Here is a 20,072-nt window from a genome sequence, read left to right as displayed (position 1 = left end):
CCCGCCATTTCGAAGCCTTCGAAGGGGCCGAACTCGTTGAGATAGGTAGGGCTGCAAGCCGGCGCCACCTCCTCCGAGAGAACGACGCGATGATCGACGTCCGCATATCCGCCGGCGCCGTACCGGATTTCCAAATCGGATGGCTCGGCTGTGACGTCCAGGAATGGGATGGAGACCTGCAAGATAAGGTCGATGTCCGGATACTTGTTGCGGAACAGTTCCAGTTTGGGCATCAGGAACTGCCTGGAGAAAGTTGGGGTCACCGCGACCCGCAGTCGCGTGGAAGAGGCTTTTCCATTTTTGACCGGCATCTGCTGTAGCGCAGCGAGGCCGCTTCGGACATTCGCCAGGTACGCTGCACCATGTGCAGAAAGCGTGAAGTCACTCCGCCCGAAGAGTTCAACACCGAGGTGAGATTCAAGCTGGCGGATTCGATGACTCACGGCGCTGGTTGTTACACACAACTCGTCGGCGGCACGTGTGGCGCTCCGAAGCCTTGCAACCGTCTCGAAGGTGACAAGACATTGAATGGGCGGGATGTGTTGCAGGGCCATATCTTCTCTCCGTTTGGTGGGCTACCCAGGGCGGATATGCCGCATGTCATCGCTTGAGGCCTAGGGAGCGGCCACACTTCTTGCTGCTCTGTCGCTCGAGCACCATGCCAACGCTGCAACGAGCAAGCGCCCCCAGATTGCTTGCTCAGGATCGACTCACTGGGTCCTCAGGCAAGGACGTACGTGACGCCCTGCAAGGGAAGACCACCAAGTAAGTCGCTCTCCAACCCACAGTGACCTCGCCGCGGGAAGGTCTCTTAGCGATCCGATCTCTTCGTCGACTCCTGCTCCAACCCATGGCCGCGACTGCGTTAACTGCTTGACATTATGCCGCACCAATCTAAACTTATGTAATCGATTGCACGCAGTGCTGTTTTCGCCTCATCACCGTACTGGCATTGGTTATTTACAGTCTCTGATGCAGGTTACCGTAACGTATGTAATCGATTACCACATCACACAGGAGGCAACAATGCAGGAACGTCGTCGTAAGTTTTACGGGTGGGGCTATGAGGGTGACACCGTCACGCCGGACGAAATCCGGGAGTTCGAGGCAGCGTGGACACGCTTGCTGGGTGTCGAGCACTTCGAAGCGACACCTTTTCCGACGCCCGAAGAAATTTCGCTGCGCAAACCTCGCGTACAGCTGCCCGCGTCGCTTCGCGAAATCTGCACAAGCGATCATTACGACCGCCTGTATCACACCTACGGCGCGGGCACCATGGATGTTGCGCGCGCAATGCGCCGGGAATTTTCCAACCCGCCGGACGTCATCGCCTACCCGCGCACTGAGCAGGACATCGTGGACCTGTTCGACTGGTGCGGGCGCCAGAACGTTGCTGCAGTTCCGTACGGCGGCGGCACCAGCGTCGTGGCCGGCGTGAATCCGCCCGAGCACGATCGTTACCGTGGCGTGGTGTCCATCGACATGAAGCACTTCAACAAAGTGCTGGAGGTAGACCAAACATCGCAGGCCGCGCGCATTCAAGCGGGCGTCCTTGGCCCGGAGCTGGAACGACAGCTCAAGCCCACCGGCCTGACCATGCGATTCTTCCTGCAAGCGTGGGAGTTCTCGTCACTGGGGGGTTGGATCGCAACGCGAGCAGCAGGCCACTTTGCGACCGCGTTCACTCAGATCGACGACCACGTCGAGAGCATGCGAGTGGTAACGCCCCAGGGTGCCATTGAATCCCGACGTTTCCCGGTATCGGGTTCGGGACCCAATCCGGATCGACTTTTCCTCGGCTCCGAAGGCGCACTGGGCATCATTACCGAGGCGTGGGTCAAGCTTCACCGCCGGCCGGTCTTCCGCAAGCAGGTGACCGTACGTTTCCGTGACTATGCGCGCGCTGTCGAGGCCACACGGGTACTGTCTCAATCTGGACTGAACCCTGCCAATGCCCGCCTTGTGGAACGCGAAGAAGCCTTGTACACGGGTTCGAGCGACGGCAGCTATGACATTCTCGTGCTGGGATTCGAGTCCGCCGACCACCCGGTCGAGGCACGCCTGAAGCGAGCACTGGAAATTTGCGCGGAGTGCGGCGGCGAATGGGACGATGATCCGGTCAGCGGAAACCAAGGTGGTGCGGACGCTGCGACATCGAGCTGGCGAAACAAGTTCCTGCGCGGCCCATACCTGCGCGAGTACGCCATTGCTCGCGGCGTCATGCGCGAGACCATGGAAACCGCGTGCACGTGGGACAAGTTCGCCGCTCTTCACGCGCACGTCAAGGCAGAAACGCATCGGGCCATTCGCGAAGTTACCGGCCGCCCGGGTTCGGTGACTTGCCGCTTTACCCACCTCTACCCTGATGGCCCTGCGCCATATTTCACGTGGTTTGCCTATGGCGATAAGGCTCGATTGCCCGAGCAGTTCCAAGCGATCAAACGCATTGGAGAGCAAGCCATGGTGGACGCAGGCGGTACGGTGACCCACCACCATGCGCTTGGTCGGGACCATCGCCCTTGGTACGACAAGGAACGGCCGGAGCTGTTCTGCACCGCGCTAAAGGCCGCCAAGCAGGCCTTTGATCCGCACCAGGTCTTGAACCCTGGCGTGCTGTTCGACCCGAGCTAATTAGTTAGAAACTCAAAAAAGAGGAGTAGGAGATATGGCAGGCCCCCTTGCAGGTATCAAGGTCCTAGACTTGAGCCGGATCCTTGCTGGACCCTGGAGCACGCAACTATTGTCCGACCTGGGCGCTGACGTGATGAAGGTTGAGCGTCCCGGCACCGGCGATGACACGCGAGCTTGGGGCCCGCCGTTCCTTACTCGTGAGGATGGCACGACGACGGAAGAGTCGGCGTACTTCCTTTGCGCCAATCGCGGGAAGCGTTCGATCACTCTGGATGTCAGCAGCAAGGTCGGTCAGGATTTGCTGCACGAGCTAGTCAAAGATTGCGACGTCTTCGTTGAGAACTACAAGTTCGGCGATATGCAACGTTACGGGTTGGACTTCAAGACCCTGAGTGAGATCAATCCTCGGCTCGTCTACTGCTCCATCACCGGCTTCGGGCAGACGGGCCCATACCGCAAGCGGGCTGGATACGATTTCGTGGTGCAAGCCATGGGCGGGCTGATGAGCATCACAGGCGAGCGCGACGGCGTCCCCGGTGGCGGCCCGCAAAAATGCGGGGTGCCCATATCGGACTTGATGACTGGCATGTATGCAAGCGTTGCAATTGTCAGCGCGCTATTTGAGCGAGTCGGCAGTGGCCGCGGGCAGTACATCGATATGAGCCTGCTGGATACGCAGGTGGCGTGGCTGGCAAACCAGGCCTCGAACTATTTGGTGGGCGGGAGCCACCCGCGTCGTTGGGGCAACGCGCACCCCAATCTCGCACCTTATCAGTCATTCCCTGCAAGCGATGGCTCTCTGATCGTAGCAGTCGGTAATGACCGGCAGTTCCGAGCCATGTGCGAAGCGCTGGGTTTAATCAATCTTCCGGATGATGACCGCTATCGACGCAATGCGGATCGTCTAAAGAACCGTGAAAGTCTTGTGGAGGTGCTCTCGGCTCGCTTTGAAGAAGAAGAGAGAGACACGTGGCTCAAACTGCTGGAATCGGTCGGCGTACCTTGTGGCCCGATCCAGAGCATTCCAGAAGCACTGGAGGATCCCCATATCCGGGCGCGTGAAATGGTTTTCTCTTTGCCCCACAGCAGCGGTGCAAGCGCGCCCCAGGTTGCGAACCCTATCAAGTTCTCTCGCAGCAGTATCGACTACCTTCGCGCGCCCCCAGCGCTGGGCGAACACACTGAAACCATCCTGAAAAATGAGCTCGGGAAGTCTGTGGAGCAAATTGAGGCAATGCGCCGCGATGGGACGATCTGACGTGTAATCCGCCCGACCACAGTGATCACCATAAAGATCACGTTCAAAGGAGACAGACATGCATCGATTGCTACGAATTGCGGGGGCATTAGCCGTTTGCGGAGTGACACTGACCATCGGTCTGGCCGCCGCCCACGCTAAGGAATGGCCGGTCCAGCCGATTCGGGTCGTTCTTCCATATCCCCCTGGCGGCGCCTCAGACGTGACCGCCAGGCTCCTAAGCGCTAAGCTTAGCCAGGCATGGGGAGAGTCTGTTGTTGTGGAGAACCGGCCTGGCGCAAACGGCATCATCGCTAATGAAGCCGTTGCGAAGGCGCAGCCTGACGGCTACACCGTGCTGATGGCCAACCTTGGGCCGAATGCCATCAACCCGGCCGTATACGGGAGACTTCCTTATGACACGCTGAAAGACTTTACGCCAGTTGTCTTGGTGACAAAGGTGCCGCTCATTATCGTCACGGCAGCAAATTCGCCGGTGAAGGACCTGCGCCAACTGGTCTCATTAGCAAAGGCCAAGCCAGGACAGATTACCTTTGGATCTGCAGGCAACGGTTCGGGCAGCCATCTGGCCGGGGAACTCCTTAGTACCATGGCTGGCGTCAAGATGAACCACGTTCCCTATAAGGGAGACGCGCCTTCGCTCACAGACGTGCTCGGTCAGCAGATCAATGTTGCCCTTCCCACCGCGCTTGCTGGAATGCCACATGTCAAGAGTGGAAAACTCAGGGCTCTTGCGGTCACGAGCAAGACTCGATTGCCGGCACTGCCCGATGTGCCGACGGTAGATGAAGCGCTCGGGATAAGCGGATACGAAGCCGTTTCTTGGGGTGGATTTATGGTGCCGACCGGGACCTCACCAGCCATCGTTGCTAAGATGAACAGCCAGTTCAACAAAGCCCTTCAGGATCCGGAGGTCCGCGACAAGCTGATGGCTCAAGGCGCGCAGATCGCAGGCGGCACCCCGGAAGCATTCGATGCGTTTCTGCGCACCGAAGTTACGAAATGGAAGCGCGTGGCTGATTCAGCAAAGGTCCGGCTCGACTAGCCCTCACCGGGAATGCCGGTCCGTCGTCGGGATACCCCCCGACGACGGAAACTGCCTGTGGACTACCAAGGTCGTTACAATGACGGCAGTCGGCCGATATCCCAGGCTGAAGATAACCGCTGATCCGATATGGTGAATGTCAAGCAAGTCGCCCTCCTCGCCGGCGTTTCCTCGGCAACAGTCTCCCGTGCACTGACATCGCCGGATCGGCTGCGACCTGACACGCTGGAGCGCGTGCAGAACGCCATCGCAAGCCTCAACTACGTCCCGTCTTCCTCGGCTCGGGACCTGCGTCAAGGGCGCACGCGATCGGTCGGCATCATTGCGCCGACACTGATGAACGAGCTTTACGCGAAAGCGGTCGATACCTTAGAGGCGCAGCTCGATCGGCTCGGATACACCGTTTTATTGACGTGCCACCGGGACGACAGTGAGACAGAACTACGCTGCGCGCGCGCGCTTTTGGAGCGCAGAGTCGACGGAATCGCCATTATCGGGTCACAGCATCACCCTGACGTCTTCTCGCTAATCCACAAGCATGCCATTCCGTATGTCCTAATGTGGGCCGTCGATCGTGAGGGTATGCATCCCACGGTGGGATATGACAATCGCTTGGCGATGCGCAGGTTGACGAGCTATTTGGTCAAACAGGGACATCGAAAGTTTGCCGTCCTCCCAGGGCCACTAGAGACTCAATTTCTCTCCTCTCAACGACTTCTGGGCATCCAAGACGTCCTCAGTGAGAACGGCATTTCGATACCCGACGACCGCATTCTCCCGACACCGTACGAAGCATCTGCCGTCCGGCAAGCGGTTCGGACCTGTCTCGAGCGTAATGACTCGCTGCCGCATCAGGAACAGCCGACTGCCCTGATATGCATCAATGACTTCGTTGCTGTGGCAGCGATCGCGGAGTGCCGCACATTGGGACTATCGGTTCCGAGCGACATCTCAGTTACAGGCTTCGGCGACTGGCAGATGGCGGAACTGATGACGCCCGCACTCACGACCGTACACTCGAATCCCGTTCTGATTGGCGAACTTACTTCTCGTAACCTGGTTGATCAGATTGAAGGCGGGTCCAAACGCATTCAGACCGAGTTCGAGCCTGACCTTGTAGTTCGCGAAAGTACGGCGCCGCCCCAATAGTTGGTGAGCCAAACTACGTTTTGTCGCTACGGACGGAACTCAGCCGTCGCTCTAGCTAGGCCCTCACCGGGCACAAAGCGGTCGAAGCATACGTTGTCCAGCTATTAAATGAAGCGTTGCAGACAACGTTCTGAGGGAATTCTTCAGTCATGCGGGGCGCCTAATGGATATCAGTCTCTGCTCCATCCTGATGTCCGCTTAGGGTGGGCCGGTAAGCGCCGGTCATGCCACTGACCTTTGATTGAGGCGTCAGGGTACCGCCGTTGCCAACTAAGTCGAACGTGTCCCAAAAAGCGGACACATTCGTCCCCTCCGGCGCGAGCCAGAAGCGTCACCGCACGAAAAGGGAGTTCGAACCTATTTCGGCCACCCCGCTTTGGCTGCCGCCGCATCCAGCGCACGAGAAAATCGCCCGATGTCTTCCGGCCGGAACTCGGCCAGAAACAGTTCTTTGACCGCCGCCTCGTAGATGCCCCACATCTTCTTGCGCAAGGCCTTACCTTGCCGTGTGACGGACACGAACGCGGCGCGGCCGTCTTCCTCTGACCGGATACGGGTCACCAGCTCTTCACGCTCCAGCCGGTCAATCAGGCGAGTCAGGTTGTACCGCTCGATGGCAAGCACATCGGCCAGCTCATGCATCCGGCGGCTTTCCTCCGGCCCGCTTTCAATCCCCCACAGCACGTCGTACCACGCGTAGACAGGCAGTCCAGCCTCGGCAAGACGCCGATCCACCTCACGTATCAAGGCCCGGTGCGACCGTACAAACGAAAACCACAAATCCGGCTTCTCAGTCGACATGGTATCTCCAATAGTTGCAGTTGCAATTATGCCGCAGAGCGCTCACAATGCCCAGACGATTGCAACTGCAATTTATTTGAAGCGCAATGGCCACGCCTATCCGACCGGGCCTGATGCGAACCGAAGCCCCGTCAATCCCATGGAGACAGAGATGAATGCCCCGGTGTTGCCGCTACACGTATTGCCGCTGGATGTGGACCCGCAGGAAACCCAGGAATGGATTGAGGCCCTGGCCGCCGTGACCGAAGTGGAAGGCCGCGAACGCGCCCACTACCTGATCGGCCGCCTGCATGAATCGGACGCGGCCCGACACGGGGATTTCCATGGCGCAATCACGACGCCCTACGTCAATACGATTGCCGAATCGGGCGAGCAGCCGTACCCAGGCGACACCTCGATCGAGCGCCGACTGGCCGCCATGGCGCGCTGGAATGCCATGGCGATGGTGTTGCGGGCGGGCAAGCACTCCAACGTCGGCGGGCATATCGCCACATATGGGTTCTCCGCTTTCTTCTGATGTCTACGGGTCGACCTTCGATTCTGTTGTTGAGGGTAAACCCCCCTTTGCGCCACATAGGTAGGCTACCTAACATTAGCCACCAATCGCCCTCGGAGATATTTCCATGACGGAGTCGCCTGCTCCCACCCCTTCCTCCAACCCATCTTCCGCGGTAGAAGGGCGCTGTCCTTTTGATGCGGCTGCGAACGAGCCGAAATCAGCGTGTCCTTTTCACGCTGAGGGCGACAGCGGCGGAATCCCAGATTTCCCCCCTAAGCGCGTAGATCCCTTGGCGCCGCCGCCGGTGTTCTTCCAGATGCAACAGAAGGGCGAATTGGCACAAGGTAAGCTTTGGGACGGAAAGATCGCTTGGCTTGTCACGCGTTATGACGATGTTCGCGCTGTCTTGTCGGACTCTCGCTTTAGCTCCGACGTCTCACATCCGGGATTTCCCTCTTCCAGCGCCGCAGTAAAGGTTGTTCGGAGTAGTAACCGGACCTTCATTACCATGGATGAACCCAAGCATTCAGAGCAACGGCGGATGCTGACCAGCGAATTCACGATCCGAAAGATCGAGAATCTGCGGCCGCGACTTCAGGCCATCGTGGACAAGCTCTTGGAAGATTTTGCGATGGGGCCGCAGCCTTCTGACCTGGTTAGCGCCTTTACATTGGCGACACCAGCATTGGCTATCTCAGAGTTGCTTGGTGTTCCATACGACGATCACGACTTCTTCCAAGAACAGGCGATGATCATGACGTCGAGCACCGCGACGAGGGAAGAGGCTAGCGCCGCGAATCAAGCGTTGTGCGAATACCTGCGTGAACTGGTGGCGAAGAGATCCGAAAGCCCCGGGGAGGACATCCTCAGTCGCCTTATCGTTAATCATGTACGGAAGGGCGATATCACTGAAACAGACGTGGTCTCGCTTGGAAGGCTTCTGCTGATTGCCGGGCACGAGACGACGGCAAATACGACGTCGATGGGGGTGCTCTTCCTACTTCAGAGGCCGGACATCTGGGAAGAGCTTCGCCAGAATCCAAGCCTCGTTCCAAACGCGGTGGAGGAGATGCTACGCTTCCTGGATGTCATACAGTCCGGGACGCGACGTGTCGCACTGGAGGACGTTGTCGTGAATGGGCAATTGATCCGAGCCGGTGATCCCGTTGTCGTGCTTAGTATTTCCGCAAATCGCGACCAGGAGCAGTTCAAAGATCCCCACGTCTTTGACCTCCGCCGTGATGCCCGGACACAGATCGCATTCGGATACGGCCCGCATCAGTGCATGGGACAAGTTCTCGCCAGAGTCGAAATGCAGATCATGTTCACCGCCCTACTGAAGCGCCTGCCGAATCTTCGGCTGGCCGTGCCCATCGAGAGCCTCGCGTTCAAGAGCGATTCGCTCATGTATGGTGTTAGGGCACTGCCCGTTAGCTGGTAAATCCACTACGGCGAATCACGATGAAAATCACAATCTATCCCGAAAAATGCTGCGGTTCCGGCCAATGCGTCGTCAATGCGCCGGATCTGTTCGACCAAAAGGATGACGGAATCGTCATTCTTTTGAATGCCGATCCGTCGGCCGATCAATACAAAATCTGCACGCTTGGCTGCTGGGATCTGTCCGGCGTTGGCAATCGAGATTCACGAGGCTCTCTGATGATTCCCCTAAGCAAATCGTAGTCATCGGGGCAACGGCCGCCGGCATCACGGCGGCACGAGCAGCCTGCGCGCGCGAGGCTGGGGCGGATGGTACTTCCATCGCAAAAGAGGGCGGCCTGCCCAACGGCCGCCCATCTCTTTCGAAGCGGTTGATGGCTGGCAAACGTTCAGTAGAGCTCCTCTAAATAGATCGCCTAGCGGGCATAAAATTTCATTCCGCAAATAACATCTGCCGAAACTTTAAATCTATTATAGAAAGATGACTCAAAGTCATAGGATTGGCTCCACCCAATTCTGTTCGAAATATCCGGTATAGATCTTTCCAGTCCTGCCAATTCGAACAGCGAACGCATAAGCCGCTGCGTGTTACATATTTCCGTGAAGCAATTGCCCTGGCTGAAGAGGGTCCGCCTGACTCTCGAGGATGTTGTCTGCAAACTATCCGCTATATCTGCAATATTCCAAGCTTCCTTTGGATTCATAAACACCGACAATGAAATTGCCTCCCAAAGCGGCCTGGAATCCCACAGATCGTGCATTGGTTGATCACGCACCACAGAATAACTAGTTACATCCAGATCGAAGCTGCAATGCGAGCTCTTAAAAATAGAGCCGCCCAAGAACAGACTCGCAGGAGAAAAAGCGGGGAGCTTCACGAACTTCCCCTCTTTAATTACGCGTGAATAGCCTTGTCGGATGATTATCTGCTCGCCACTCAACGAAGTCACTTTCATTGGAATTGGAAGAAAAATATCATGGATCCCGACTTGGCTTCGTGACTGAAGTTGCGTCTGCATCAATTACGCTACTATCCCGGTCCGATACTATGAGCAGCGCGAGGATGTACCACCGCGCTGCCGGAAACGATGAGGGTCACCCGCCATCGCAATTCATCGAGCACTTACTCTTCGCGGCGCCTTAGGCAGCCTTGTCAAGCTCGGGATGCATGGAGTCCGACATCTGCGCCAGATGATGCAGCGTATCTCCGAACACCGATTCCATTTGGGTAAGGCGTCTAAAATAGTGGCTGACGATATACTCATCCGTCATTCCAATCCCACCGTGCAATTGCACGGCCTGCTGGCCGACGAATCGCATCGACCCGCCCAACTGATATTTCGCTTGTGCCATGGCGCGACGTCTCTGGTTCGCCGGCGCGTTGACGTTGAGCGAGGCGTAGTAGCTCATAGACCTCGCGAGCTCTAGACTCATCTTCATATCTGCGACGCGGTGACGCAACGCTTGGAAGCTCGCGATAGCGACGCCGAACTGCTTGCGCGTCTTCATGTAATCCACCAGAGCCTCCAGGGTTACGTCCATCACGCCCACGGCCTCTGCACACGTCATTGCAATGCCAAGATCCACGGCATACGACAGGCAATCCTGGCCTTCGCGGGTGACTAGCGTGCCCGGCGCCTTCGACAACGTCAGCTCCGCGGCGCGCGAGCCGTCGACAGTTTGATAAGGGTGTACCAATACACCTGGGGCGGAGCGCTCCACAAGGAACGCTCCGAGAGTGTCAGCAATCATGGCGGGTACAATGTACGCAGCAGCATGATCGCCAACCGGCACGAGGCTCTTACTCCCAGTAAGCTCCCAACCTTCCGCCGTCTCGACTGCTCGCGTCTCGCACGTATCGATGCGATAACGATTCGCGCGCTCCTGCTGGGCCAGTACGACCAGACTTTCTCCAGAAGCGATCGTAGGCAGCCACGCCGCACGTACGCTTGCTTCGGCGTAGTTCGACAGCACTGCACCCGCAAGTAGAACTTGCGCCAGCGGTTCGAGTACGATGCCCCGCCCCAGTTCCTCCATAACCACCATAACGTCGACCGGCCCCATACCGACGCCGCCATACTCTTCTGGGACGTAAAGTCCAGTCAGCCCAAGCTCCGCAAGCTCCGAATACGCGTCCGGGGAAAATCCGCCGCTGCTCTCGGAACTGCGACGGTGCTCAAACGTATAGCTACGCTTTACCCACTTTCTTACTGCATCTCGCAGTTGGTCCTGGTCGTCAGTGAATTCGAAATCCATGCTCTACTCCTTTATCCGAGGACCACTTGCGAAACAATGTTACGCTGCACTTCATTGGAGCCACCGTAGATAGTGGTTTTCCGCAGATTAAAATATGTCGCGGCAAGCGGAGCGTTCCGTCGCTCTCCACCTGGGAACTCGCCATCCCACTCCGTCAACATAGCGTCTTGAATAAATGGGAGGCTATAGGGACCTGCAGCCAGCATCATCAATTCACTGTAGCGCTGTTGAATCTCACTGCCTCGGATTTTCAGTAGGCCTGCGATATCCAATGGATTCTTCCCGGATTTTTCTGCCGAGATAACGCGAAGAACCAGCATTTCGAGCGCGATAATATCTACCTCGAGCTTCGAAACCTCGTCTTTGAAACGAGGGTCGTCCATCATGCCTTCTGCAGCCGCGATTCGCTTCAGGCGTCGGAGCTCACGCTTGGCACGCCCGACTTCTGCAATGTTCGAGCGTTCGTGACTGAGAAGGTGTTTGGCATAGGTCCAGCCCTTATTTTCTTCGCCAATCAGGTTCTCAACGGGGACCTCAACATTGTCGAACCAGACCTCATTGACCTCGCACTCGCCGTCCAGCAGCTTAATGGGCCGAACCGTGACGCCAGGCGAACGCATGTCAATGAGCAGGAAACTGATCCCTGCCTGCGGCTTCCCTTCTGTATTGGTCCGGACGAGACAGAAAATCCACTCCCCGTACTGAGCCAACGTGGTCCAGATCTTTTGACCATTGACTATGTACTTGTCTCCCTTTCGCTCCGCTCGTGTCTTGAGCGAAGCCAGGTCGGAACCCGATCCCGGCTCGCTGTAACCCTGGCTCCACCAAACATCGCCCGTCACAATGCCGGGCAAGAAGCGCGCCTGTTGCTCAGCGTTACCAAATGCCATGATGACTGGTGCCACCATGACAGGCCCATAGGGCACGAGTCGCGGTGCTCCTGCCAACGCGCACTCTTCCTCGAATATGTGCCGCTGCACTGGTGTCCAGCCCGTGCCGCCGAACTCGACTGGCCACTTATACGTCAGCCAACCCTTTTTCCCCAGAATTTGGTGCCAACGCTGCATATCGGTGCGGGATAGCTGCAGTCCGTTGTGCACCTTGTGCGAGATCTCCTTCGGCAAATGGGCGTCGATCCACGCATGTACCTCTTTTCTAAATTCCTGCTCTTCTTCTGTGAAATTCAGATCCATTTCTCAGTCCCCTACTGTGTTAGTTAGTCCTAGCGGCCCACGAAAACGGGAGCGCGACGCTCCTTGGCCGCCAACGCCCCTTCCCGGGCGTCTTCACTCCTGGCCAGCATCTGAGCTTGGTACTGGGCGCTATAGCCTGCCTCAACCAGTCCTACCGGAATCGAGTGTCTCGCCGCCTGTTTGAGGAAACGCAGTACCAGCGGCGCTGCGCTCGCAATCTGACGCGCTGTCACTAGAGCTGCCTCTGTTTCGCTTCCTGGTTCACAGAGTTCGTTTACGAATCCGACTTCATAGGCCCGTTGGGCGGATACCGGGCGCCCGGTCAACATGAGCTCCATCGCGATCTTGTGGGGAATCCGACCGACCAGCGAGCTAATCAAGCCGGCTGCCATGCCTAGGCGACCTTCGGGATAAACGAAGGTCGTTGCCGAAGTCGCTACACAAAGATCGCAGAATGCAAGCATCGATACGCCCGCCGCTATCACGGGGCCATTAACCGCTGCAATAACCGGCTTTCCAATGTCAAATGCGACATTGGGAATGGCATGCCAAAAGGAATCCGGTGGATCGTTCGTGTCGAGGCCTGCCGTAAACACCGACCCCTCTGCACGTAGCAGGGCAACGCGATCCTCTGAGCCCGCGAAGTCTTGCCACGCGTCGTGCAACGCGTCGCACATTTCCGAGTTCAGCGCGTTTCTCTTATCCGGCCGATTCATCGTAATGACCCGGACGAAATTTTCTGATTCGATTTTTATCAACTCGGCCATGGCGTTCTTAACGCTTCTTGTTCAGGAAGGATTTGAAGATTTCCTGAGTGGCTTCGGTATTCAAGAGTTCGGCGAACATCTTCACTTCCAGGTCGAGCGCAGAACCCACAGCGGCACGATTCTCGTGGTTCAACATCCGCTTTGTCGCGCGTACCGAAGCCTTGGGAAGCTTTGCCAGTTCGGCAGCCGTTTCGCGCGCCCGTGCAAGGGCTTCCCCGTCCTGCGTCAGCGACGTCAGAAGCCCGGCATCGAAAGCTTCTTCTGCATCAAAGAACTTTCCAAGCATCAACCACTCACGTGCCTTCCGGACACCTACCAGCGATTCGAGCAGGTAGCTGGATGCGCCCTCGGGGCACAGACCCAGCGATACGAACGGCATGCGGAAGCGCGCATCTTGGGATGCGTAGGCAAAATCGACGTGTTGCAGCATCGTGGCGCCGATTCCAATCGCCAGTCCCTCGACTGCTGCGATTAGCGGCACATCGATCGCGGCCATCTTCCGGAGAAGCGTGACAGCAGGGGAATCTTCATTACCCCGCCGGGTCTGGAAATCATTGATATCGGCACCGACAGTGAAGTGTCCGCCCGCACCATGCACGATGACTGCGGCACATTCCTTGTCCGCGTTGGCCTCATCCAGAAGACGGGTCAGTTCCTGGTACATCGCGGCGCTGATCGCATTGCGCTTTTCTGGACGCGCAATGCAAATCTCCAGGACGTTTCCGACATTATTAGCTTGGATGCTCATGATTGCTCCTGAAGTGTCTTTTTTGACGTTTGGCAACTAATCACCCCACGTTCTTCGAGACCGGCGATGTGGTCCGCGGAAAGTTCTAGCAAGTCGGAAAGCACGTCTTCTGTGTGCTGACCGAGTTTCGCGGGCGCCCGAACGTAGTGCACCGGCGTTTTACTGAATTTGATGGGATTGGCGATGCCCCGTACCGAGCCGATACCTTTGTCAACCGGCACGTCGATCGCCATCTGACGGTGGATGACCTGTGGGTGAGCAAAGGCTTCCTTGTAGGTATTGATACGACCGTGCGGGATATCCGCTGCGGAGAACGCGGCAAGCCAATGCTCGGTTTGGCGCGCCGCAAGAACCGACGACACCTGCGCAATTAGCGCCTCTCGATTCCGAATGCGTCCGGATGCGGAATAGAACGTCGAATCCCGGGCCAGTTCTTTGGCGTCGATCGCTTGGCAAAAGCGTTGCCACTGGGAATCGTTCCCCACAGCAACTACCACCTTACCGTCTGCCGTATCAAAGACTTGATACGGTACGAGAGACGGATGCGCGTTCCCCCACCGGTGCGGTTCGGCGCCATTGATCAGGCACGACAATCCCTGATTCGACGACAAGCCAACCAGACAATCGAGCAGTGCCAAATCGATGTGCTGACCTTCTCCCGTGACATTCCTGTGGTTCAACGCGGCGAGGATCGCGACCGTCGCATACAGTCCCGTCGTCAGATCAGCAATGGCGATCCCGACCTTCTGTGGCCCACCACCAGGCTCGTCATCACGCTCGCCCGTTATGCTCATCAGCCCGCTTTCCCCCTGGAAAACGAAGTCGTAGCCGGGGCGGTCAGCGTACGGCCCGGATTGGCCGTACCCGGTGATAGAGCAATAGATCAGGCGCGGATTGATCTTTTTCAGACTGTCGTAGTCAAGCCCTCGACGAGCCAGATCACCAACCTTAAAGTTCTCTACAAAGATGTCGCACTCAAGAACGAGCTTACGGATCAGATCCGCACCGTCTGGGTTGGCGATGTCCACGCCAACCGATCGTTTGTTCCGATTTGCGGAAGCGAAGTAGGTGGAATCCTCAAGCACTTCCGCTTCACTCGTCATCGCATACGGCGGCCCCCACTGCCGCGTATCATCCCCTCGCGATGGGTGCTCAATCTTGATGACATCGGCTCCCATGTCGCCCAGCATCTGGGTACACCATGGCCCTGCGAGCACTCGCGTCATATCCAATACGCGAATGTTCCCTAGAGCTTGTTTCTGCATAAGAGACATCCCGTCATCCCTCGTTCATTTGGATAGATTTGTACTCGAGGAACTCATCCAAACCGACGTGACCCGCCTCCCGGCCAACACCGCTTTGTTTGAAGCCGCCGAAGGGCGCTACGGGGTTGAATCGGGCGCCGTTAATATCGACCTGTCCTGCACGAATCTTCTTAGCGGCGTCGAGTGCGAGGTCAGGATCGCCCCAAACGGCCGCCGCCAGGCCATACACCGTTGCGTTGGCGATGCGGATGCCGTCGTCGATTTCGTCGTAGGGAATCACGCAGAGCACGGGGCCAAACACCTCTTCCTTGGCCAGATAGTTATGTTGATCTGTGAGAAACACCTTCGGGCTGACGAAGAATCCTGCAGGCGGAACATCCTGGCCTGACGCGATGAGCGTGGCGCCCTCCGCTACCCCTTTTTCCGCTAGTTCCTGCACGCGGTCACGCTGCTTGCCAGAAATGAGCGGGCCGATCCGATGGCCTTCGACGAGGCTGGATCCGACAGAGAACTTGGCGAGTTCTTGCTTCACCAGGGCTTCGACGGCCGACACATCACGCGAGTGAACAATCAACCTGGTCAGCGCGCTGCAAGTCTGACCGTTGTTGAGGAAGCAGGAAGCGAGCGTTCCCTTGACGGCCACAGTCAGGTCCGCACCCGGCAATACCAAGGAAGGCGACTTGCCGCCCAATTCCAGCGTCACCTTCTTAATGGTCGACGCGGCCAAGCAAGACACTGCACGACCCGCTTCCGTGGATCCTGTGAAGCTAACCATGTCCACGCCGTCAGCTCGCGCCAACGCTGCGCCCACTACCGCACCCAAGCCGTTCACAACGTTCACCACGCCCGAAGGAAAGCCTGCGTCATTGATGGCATCGCAGATAAGGCGCGTTGTTCGGGGCGTCAATTCACTTGGTTTGAGCACGACTGTGTTCCCGGCCAGAAGCGCGGGCACCACCTTCAGAATGATCTGATGAAGCGGGAAATTCCATGGCGTGATACATGCCACGACGCCGAATGGCTCCCGGACGATGACAGATGGGCCCGTTCGCGATTGCCATGGAAATCCTTCCGCCAGCTTTACGAAGTTCCCAATGTTCCGAATGGGCGAGTCGACTTGAACGATGCGTGAGATCTTCAAGGGCGTGCCAACCTCAGCCGCGATAGCATCGGCCAACGACTCCTGCCGATTTGTGAGTTGGTCTTTTAGGCGATTAAGAATTGCGCATTTGTCCGACACGGATGTTGCGGACCAGCTGGCCAATGCGTTCTGCGCGGCACCCAAGGCGAGACCGACGTCCTCCTCGGTACCTGGAAGAATTTGGGCCGATACCAGGCCAGTATTCGGGTCCTCTACGTCGATGAGCTGTGTGCCAGAAGCACGGCGCCACGATCCCCCGATGTATTGCTGATCGAAGATCTCCGGCATCACGACTGCACCTCTGAAATCTCTTCGACTTTCTCGGGGCTACCGGACCATCCCCACGCCAACGAGGTTCGGGATACACCAAGTAGGACGCCATTCAGCGCGCTCGGATGGATCCAGAGGCCGTCCTGCTCGGGCTTGCCCGTGTCGGTCCTTCGGGTCCACTTTGCGTTGCGCGATTCGAGTCGCCTGATTACGTCCGCCAAATCATGCGTTTCGATGTAGCACATGTAAAGTGCGTCACCTCGCTTGCCCGAAAACCTGCCCATGGCAAAGGCGGGATCATGCGCTTCAGCCAATTCGATGCGATCGAGACGATCCGGCGCGAACATCAGCAGCGTGCCTTCATAGCCAAATCGCGCGAACGTGATGTCTACTGCCTTGTCGCGCTGCAGGCCCAGTTTTCGCGCGTAGCAATCCGCGACTTCTCGCCAGTCGGTGCTGAGAACCATGGTGAGCTCGTACAGAAACGACACAGGACCATTCGCTCGAACCCGCGCTGCCGCTTCGCTGACAACGAGTGGCATGCCATAGAGGCCGCCCGCGTTCAAATAGAGACGGCCGTCGGCTTCAGCAAATCGGATACCTTGCTCGGCAAGGAACCTCTGGCATTCAGCCAGGCTAGCTGTCGAGACCCCTCCAAAGAAGAGGCCTTCCCCGAAGCTATCAAGATGATCACTTACGACCCCTGCTCCCCGCGGGGTCCAAAGTTCGACCGTGCTTTCGCCGATTACCAGGCTACGGCCACGGGCATTCAGATGGTCGCTTGCAAGCTCATCAAGATACTGCGCCCCAAGTACTTCCCTGTAGTTCTGCTCTGCTTGATCGAGGTCGCGCACCGCAACGAGGATTCTGTCAACCGAGTTCAACATTGCTTCTTCCTTAAAGTAACTGACCTACTGCACGGTGATGTGCGCGGTACGAATGAGCTTTTGCCATTTCGCCGACTCCTGCTGGATGAATCGGCCGAACTCATCTCGTCCTGCGCCAGAGATGATTCCGCCGATGTCGCCAATCTTGCTGCGGACGTCAGGCATCTTGAGTACAGCTTGAATTTCGGCATCCAAACGGGTGACGATCGGCTTCGGCGTTGCGGCAGGTACCAAGACGCCGAACCAACCAGTGATCTGATAGTTGCTCAGACCAGCTTCAGTCATCGTTGGGACGTCCGGCAGCAACGGGGAACGGACAGCACTCGTGATGGCGAGTGCGCGAACCTTTCCGCCTTTTACGAGATTCAATGCCGAAGGCATGTTGTCAAACATGATCGGTACATGGCCTGCCATCGTGTCGTTCAGGCCGGGGCCGCTACCGCGGTATGGCACATGAACCATGCGCAGGCCCGCTGTCGAAGCGAACAGTTCACCCGCCAAGTGCAAAGATGTTCCGTTGCCAGGCGTTGCGTACGACAAGGGATTGGGCTGTTGCTTCGCGTACTGAACGAGTTCCTTCACCGATTTGACCGGCAGTTGCGGGTTGACCACCAGCAGGTTGGGAACCTCCGCCAGGAGCGTCACCGGCGCGAGATCTCGCGTGGGAGAAAAGCGAGCGTCGGGAGTAAGCGTGGGGTTGATGGCAATAGGACCAATATTGCCCATAACGATGGTGTATCCATCAGCGGGCTGTTTCGCAACATAGGCCGTGCCAACATCGCCCCCAGCGCCTGGCTTGTTCTCGATCACCACGGGCTGCCCGAGTCGTTCAGAGAGCTTGGCACCGACGATACGTGCCAGCATGTCAGTGGTGCCGCCCGGCGGATACGGCACGACCCACTTGATCGGGCGACTCGGCCAGGACTCGCTGGCGTTCGCAACAGATTGACCGGTCGCTGCCCAGCACCCCACCACAGCGGCGCTAAAGCCCAATATCCATCGTTTCATTCGTTGTCTCCTGACCTCAAGAAGCAGGTTGCATCTCAAGGGCACCTGGTTTATGATGTTCACTAGGTGAACTAGCGGTACACAGGGTGTACGAATGAAGAATAATAGATCGATCCAACGCTGTCTAGCGGTGCTGCGCGCTTTCCGAGAGAACGGGCGACCTACGTTGGCGGAGTTGTCGCGTGCCGTAGACCTGCCGCACCCGACCGTTCTGCGCTTTCTATTGACTTTGGAGGAGGAGGGATATGTCGCGCGCGAGGGCAACCAATGGCGCTTGACTACCCGAGTCTTCGAAATCGGCTTTGCTGCTTTGGAAAGTTTGGGAGTGACAGACTCGGTTCAGCAGATGCTCCAGCAACTGGCTGACACGTACGCAGGAACATCCAACCTGGGTGAAGCGAACCCCGACGGGGTGATCATTATTGGAAGGGCGATGGCACTCGCGGAACGCCGTCGCCTCGTGGTGATGAATCTCCGGGTTGGAAGCATCCTGCCTCCAAGTAGCGCGCTCACACAGGCGTTGACCCTCGGGGTCGGTGAATGGGCGATGGTCGAGTATCCAGAGAGCAATCAGATCTCAGTTGCAGTCCCGCTTGCTCGGGTTGGCAACCGCCAGCTGGCTATCGGGATTTCCACATCGCCAGCCGAGGCGACACCCGAAAGGATCGAGAATGAAATCATTCCAACACTTCAGAATGCCGCAGCGATGGTCTCAAGGCTTGTTGGGATGGGGCCAGCGTAGGGAGTTCGCTCATCGCCCCGGGTGCGGAACCGTCGACTGATCAACACGAATCTGCCCGCTTGGCCGCTGGGATCTGTCCGGCGCTTGCAATCGAGGTTCACGAGGATCTCTGATGATTTCCCGTGAGCACATCGTAGTCGTCGGGACACCCGCCGCCGGCATCACGGCATCACGGCATCACGGCGGCACGAGCGCTGCGGGCGCAAGGGCTGGCCCGGACGCCTTACTCTCATCGGAAAAGTAGGCGGCTTACCCTAGCATGGCGCTCATTGGACACGCCGACGAGGCCAGTTTCGCGACGGCTTGTGAAACGCGACGCATCATACTGACGCACGATTCTGATTTCTTGGATGATCAGCGCTTCCCATTTCACCGTAACCCAGGCGTGGTCGTTCTACTAGCTGCAACTGGCAATGGGACGCTGGAAATCGCATTAGCAGATCACTTGCGCATACTAACGCCCCGTACGGCAACGCCCATGTTGGCGCCAATATCTTCGCAACAGACGATCGAGAATGGACCGTCCGCAGGCATACTCGCGCCGAAGGAACGCACGTTGAAACCCGCATCAAGCTGCATCCAGGAGATGACGCCCTAATTTGGGAGTAGCGGAGGCGTACCTAGCTACGCAGACGATTCTGCGACATGAAAGTTGCCGGGCAGGATCAATCTTCGAAGCTGTTCTGATGCGTGGTGTCTGCGACACTGCCGCTTTGGCTGGCGGTCAACGTAAAGGCATTGAGATCTGGGGCCGCTCAGTAGCCAGTACTTTGAGCCCGCATCCGATACTCCAGATCAATGCGGCCACCTTGGTTGTCAGCGTGCTCGTACTGATGATGGCGCGACAACCCGGTGTTCTGGCGATGCACAACTGTCATAGTTGCTGCGGCGCGATCCGTCACTAGGGAATCGCCTTATGTGGACGCCTCCCGGATTGCAAGCCGATTGACATGGTGGTCGACAGGTGAAGGC

19 protein-coding genes and 1 pseudogene are annotated in these 20,072 nt (G+C 57.6%); 9 read left to right on the top strand and 11 right to left on the bottom strand.

Annotated elements, in window-relative coordinates; translation table 11 throughout:
• On the bottom strand, window positions 1-554 hold a 554-nt coding region (locus A9J21_RS11450), incomplete at its 3' end, for a LysR family transcriptional regulator (protein WP_156545797.1).
• A 472-nt stretch (window positions 555-1,026) separates the two neighbouring features.
• Between A9J21_RS11450 and A9J21_RS11445 the strand changes: the two genes are divergently transcribed.
• The 4 genes from A9J21_RS11445 (at window position 1,027) to A9J21_RS11430 (ending at window position 6,083) form a co-directional block, all read left to right on the top strand.
• Window positions 1,027-2,631, top strand: a complete 1,605-nt coding sequence (locus A9J21_RS11445; protein WP_043355342.1) for an FAD-binding oxidoreductase — start codon at window positions 1,027-1,029, stop codon at window positions 2,629-2,631.
• A gap of 34 nt (window positions 2,632-2,665) precedes the next feature.
• A complete protein-coding gene (locus tag A9J21_RS11440; RefSeq protein WP_043355344.1) occupies window positions 2,666-3,889 on the top strand; it encodes a CaiB/BaiF CoA-transferase family protein in 1,224 nt (407 codons plus the stop codon).
• Between the two features lie 58 nt (window positions 3,890-3,947).
• On the top strand, window positions 3,948-4,934 hold the full coding sequence (locus A9J21_RS11435; RefSeq protein WP_043355346.1) for a tripartite tricarboxylate transporter substrate binding protein: 987 nt from the start codon (window positions 3,948-3,950) through the stop codon (window positions 4,932-4,934).
• Window positions 4,935-5,063: 129 nt separating this feature from the next.
• Entirely contained in the window at window positions 5,064-6,083 is a 1,020-nt protein-coding gene (locus A9J21_RS11430) for a LacI family DNA-binding transcriptional regulator (protein WP_043355348.1), read from the top strand.
• A gap of 357 nt (window positions 6,084-6,440) precedes the next feature.
• Here A9J21_RS11430 and A9J21_RS11425 read toward each other — a convergent pair whose 3' ends face one another.
• Complete coding sequence (locus tag A9J21_RS11425) at window positions 6,441-6,884, bottom strand: MarR family winged helix-turn-helix transcriptional regulator (protein WP_043355349.1); 444 nt, start codon at window positions 6,882-6,884, stop codon at window positions 6,441-6,443.
• A 151-nt stretch (window positions 6,885-7,035) separates the two neighbouring features.
• Between A9J21_RS11425 and aceE the strand changes: the two are divergent.
• The 3 genes and pseudogenes from aceE to A9J21_RS30875 all read left to right on the top strand — a co-directional run.
• Window positions 7,036-7,398 (top strand): annotated as a pseudogene (gene aceE, locus A9J21_RS11420) (pyruvate dehydrogenase (acetyl-transferring), homodimeric type); the annotation flags it as partial.
• Between the two features lie 109 nt (window positions 7,399-7,507).
• Entirely contained in the window at window positions 7,508-8,824 is a 1,317-nt protein-coding gene (locus A9J21_RS11415; protein ID WP_081201625.1) for a cytochrome P450, read from the top strand.
• A gap of 20 nt (window positions 8,825-8,844) precedes the next feature.
• On the top strand, window positions 8,845-9,066 hold the full coding sequence (locus tag A9J21_RS30875; protein ID WP_196765233.1) for a ferredoxin: 222 nt from the start codon (window positions 8,845-8,847) through the stop codon (window positions 9,064-9,066).
• Between the two features lie 173 nt (window positions 9,067-9,239).
• Here A9J21_RS30875 and A9J21_RS31485 read toward each other — a convergent pair whose 3' ends face one another.
• The 9 genes from A9J21_RS31485 to A9J21_RS11375 form a co-directional block, all read right to left on the bottom strand.
• Window positions 9,240-9,842 carry a hypothetical protein gene (locus tag A9J21_RS31485; RefSeq protein WP_124684263.1) on the bottom strand — a complete coding sequence of 201 codons (603 nt, stop codon included), beginning with the start codon at window positions 9,840-9,842 and terminating at the stop codon, window positions 9,240-9,242.
• Window positions 9,843-9,963: 121 nt separating this feature from the next.
• Window positions 9,964-11,079, bottom strand: coding sequence for an acyl-CoA dehydrogenase family protein (locus A9J21_RS11410; protein WP_043355352.1), 1,116 nt, complete (start codon window positions 11,077-11,079; stop codon window positions 9,964-9,966).
• 11 nt (window positions 11,080-11,090) lie between these two features.
• Entirely contained in the window at window positions 11,091-12,272 is a 1,182-nt protein-coding gene (locus A9J21_RS11405; protein WP_043355354.1) for an acyl-CoA dehydrogenase family protein, read from the bottom strand.
• Between the two features lie 29 nt (window positions 12,273-12,301).
• Window positions 12,302-13,039 carry an enoyl-CoA hydratase/isomerase family protein gene (locus tag A9J21_RS11400; protein WP_043355356.1) on the bottom strand — a complete coding sequence of 246 codons (738 nt, stop codon included), beginning with the start codon at window positions 13,037-13,039 and terminating at the stop codon, window positions 12,302-12,304.
• Window positions 13,040-13,046: 7 nt separating this feature from the next.
• Complete coding sequence (locus A9J21_RS11395; RefSeq protein WP_043355358.1) at window positions 13,047-13,787, bottom strand: enoyl-CoA hydratase/isomerase family protein; 741 nt, start codon at window positions 13,785-13,787, stop codon at window positions 13,047-13,049.
• Window positions 13,784-15,052, bottom strand: coding sequence for a CaiB/BaiF CoA-transferase family protein (locus A9J21_RS11390; RefSeq protein ID WP_043358200.1), 1,269 nt, complete (start codon window positions 15,050-15,052; stop codon window positions 13,784-13,786). The genes A9J21_RS11395 and A9J21_RS11390 overlap by 4 nt, the downstream gene beginning before the upstream one ends.
• A gap of 13 nt (window positions 15,053-15,065) precedes the next feature.
• Complete coding sequence (locus A9J21_RS11385; RefSeq protein ID WP_043355360.1) at window positions 15,066-16,481, bottom strand: aldehyde dehydrogenase family protein; 1,416 nt, start codon at window positions 16,479-16,481, stop codon at window positions 15,066-15,068.
• Window positions 16,481-17,350, bottom strand: coding sequence for a VOC family protein (locus A9J21_RS11380; protein ID WP_052495072.1), 870 nt, complete (start codon window positions 17,348-17,350; stop codon window positions 16,481-16,483). The genes A9J21_RS11385 and A9J21_RS11380 overlap by 1 nt, the downstream gene beginning before the upstream one ends.
• A 24-nt stretch (window positions 17,351-17,374) precedes the next feature.
• On the bottom strand, window positions 17,375-18,358 hold the full coding sequence (locus tag A9J21_RS11375) for a tripartite tricarboxylate transporter substrate binding protein (RefSeq protein WP_043355363.1): 984 nt from the start codon (window positions 18,356-18,358) through the stop codon (window positions 17,375-17,377).
• Between the two features lie 94 nt (window positions 18,359-18,452).
• Between A9J21_RS11375 and A9J21_RS11370 the strand changes: the two genes are divergently transcribed.
• Window positions 18,453-19,100, top strand: coding sequence for an IclR family transcriptional regulator (locus A9J21_RS11370; protein ID WP_043355366.1), 648 nt, complete (start codon window positions 18,453-18,455; stop codon window positions 19,098-19,100).
• 259 nt (window positions 19,101-19,359) lie between these two features.
• Window positions 19,360-19,698 carry a DUF5615 family PIN-like protein gene (locus A9J21_RS32690; RefSeq protein ID WP_373424146.1) on the top strand — a complete coding sequence of 113 codons (339 nt, stop codon included), beginning with the start codon at window positions 19,360-19,362 and terminating at the stop codon, window positions 19,696-19,698.
• The last annotated feature ends 374 nt before the right edge of the window (window positions 19,699-20,072 follow it).

The organism is Cupriavidus sp. D384 (assembly GCF_001652915.1).
Classification (GTDB): Bacteria; Pseudomonadota; Gammaproteobacteria; order Burkholderiales; family Burkholderiaceae; genus Cupriavidus.
The sequence above is the reverse complement of the archived record's forward strand: the minus strand, read 5'-3'. Positions and strand labels throughout refer to the sequence as shown.

What these genes read in the sequence shown, in the direction of transcription:
- A9J21_RS30875 (WP_196765233.1), top strand. Translation starts at nt 8,845, where the DNA reads ATGAAAATCACAATCTATCCCGAAAAATGCTGCGGTTCCGGCCAATGC.
- A9J21_RS11395 (WP_043355358.1), bottom strand. Translation starts at nt 13,787, where the DNA reads ATGAGCATCCAAGCTAATAATGTCGGAAACGTCCTGGAGATTTGCATT.
- A9J21_RS31485 (WP_124684263.1), bottom strand. Translation starts at nt 9,842, where the DNA reads ATGCAGACGCAACTTCAGTCACGAAGCCAAGTCGGGATCCATGATATT.
- A9J21_RS11415 (WP_081201625.1), top strand. Translation starts at nt 7,508, where the DNA reads ATGACGGAGTCGCCTGCTCCCACCCCTTCCTCCAACCCATCTTCCGCG.
- A9J21_RS11385 (WP_043355360.1), bottom strand. Translation starts at nt 16,481, where the DNA reads ATGCCGGAGATCTTCGATCAGCAATACATCGGGGGATCGTGGCGCCGT.
- A9J21_RS11410 (WP_043355352.1), bottom strand. Translation starts at nt 11,079, where the DNA reads ATGGATTTCGAATTCACTGACGACCAGGACCAACTGCGAGATGCAGTA.
- A9J21_RS11435 (WP_043355346.1), top strand. Translation starts at nt 3,948, where the DNA reads ATGCATCGATTGCTACGAATTGCGGGGGCATTAGCCGTTTGCGGAGTG.
- A9J21_RS11440 (WP_043355344.1), top strand. Translation starts at nt 2,666, where the DNA reads ATGGCAGGCCCCCTTGCAGGTATCAAGGTCCTAGACTTGAGCCGGATC.
- A9J21_RS11405 (WP_043355354.1), bottom strand. Translation starts at nt 12,272, where the DNA reads ATGGATCTGAATTTCACAGAAGAAGAGCAGGAATTTAGAAAAGAGGTA.
- A9J21_RS11425 (WP_043355349.1), bottom strand. Translation starts at nt 6,884, where the DNA reads ATGTCGACTGAGAAGCCGGATTTGTGGTTTTCGTTTGTACGGTCGCAC.
- A9J21_RS11400 (WP_043355356.1), bottom strand. Translation starts at nt 13,039, where the DNA reads ATGGCCGAGTTGATAAAAATCGAATCAGAAAATTTCGTCCGGGTCATT.
- A9J21_RS11445 (WP_043355342.1), top strand. Translation starts at nt 1,027, where the DNA reads ATGCAGGAACGTCGTCGTAAGTTTTACGGGTGGGGCTATGAGGGTGAC.
- A9J21_RS32690 (WP_373424146.1), top strand. Translation starts at nt 19,360, where the DNA reads ATGGCGCTCATTGGACACGCCGACGAGGCCAGTTTCGCGACGGCTTGT.
- A9J21_RS11370 (WP_043355366.1), top strand. Translation starts at nt 18,453, where the DNA reads ATGAAGAATAATAGATCGATCCAACGCTGTCTAGCGGTGCTGCGCGCT.
- A9J21_RS11380 (WP_052495072.1), bottom strand. Translation starts at nt 17,350, where the DNA reads ATGTTGAACTCGGTTGACAGAATCCTCGTTGCGGTGCGCGACCTCGAT.
- A9J21_RS11430 (WP_043355348.1), top strand. Translation starts at nt 5,064, where the DNA reads ATGGTGAATGTCAAGCAAGTCGCCCTCCTCGCCGGCGTTTCCTCGGCA.
- A9J21_RS11375 (WP_043355363.1), bottom strand. Translation starts at nt 18,358, where the DNA reads ATGAAACGATGGATATTGGGCTTTAGCGCCGCTGTGGTGGGGTGCTGG.
- A9J21_RS11390 (WP_043358200.1), bottom strand. Translation starts at nt 15,052, where the DNA reads ATGCAGAAACAAGCTCTAGGGAACATTCGCGTATTGGATATGACGCGA.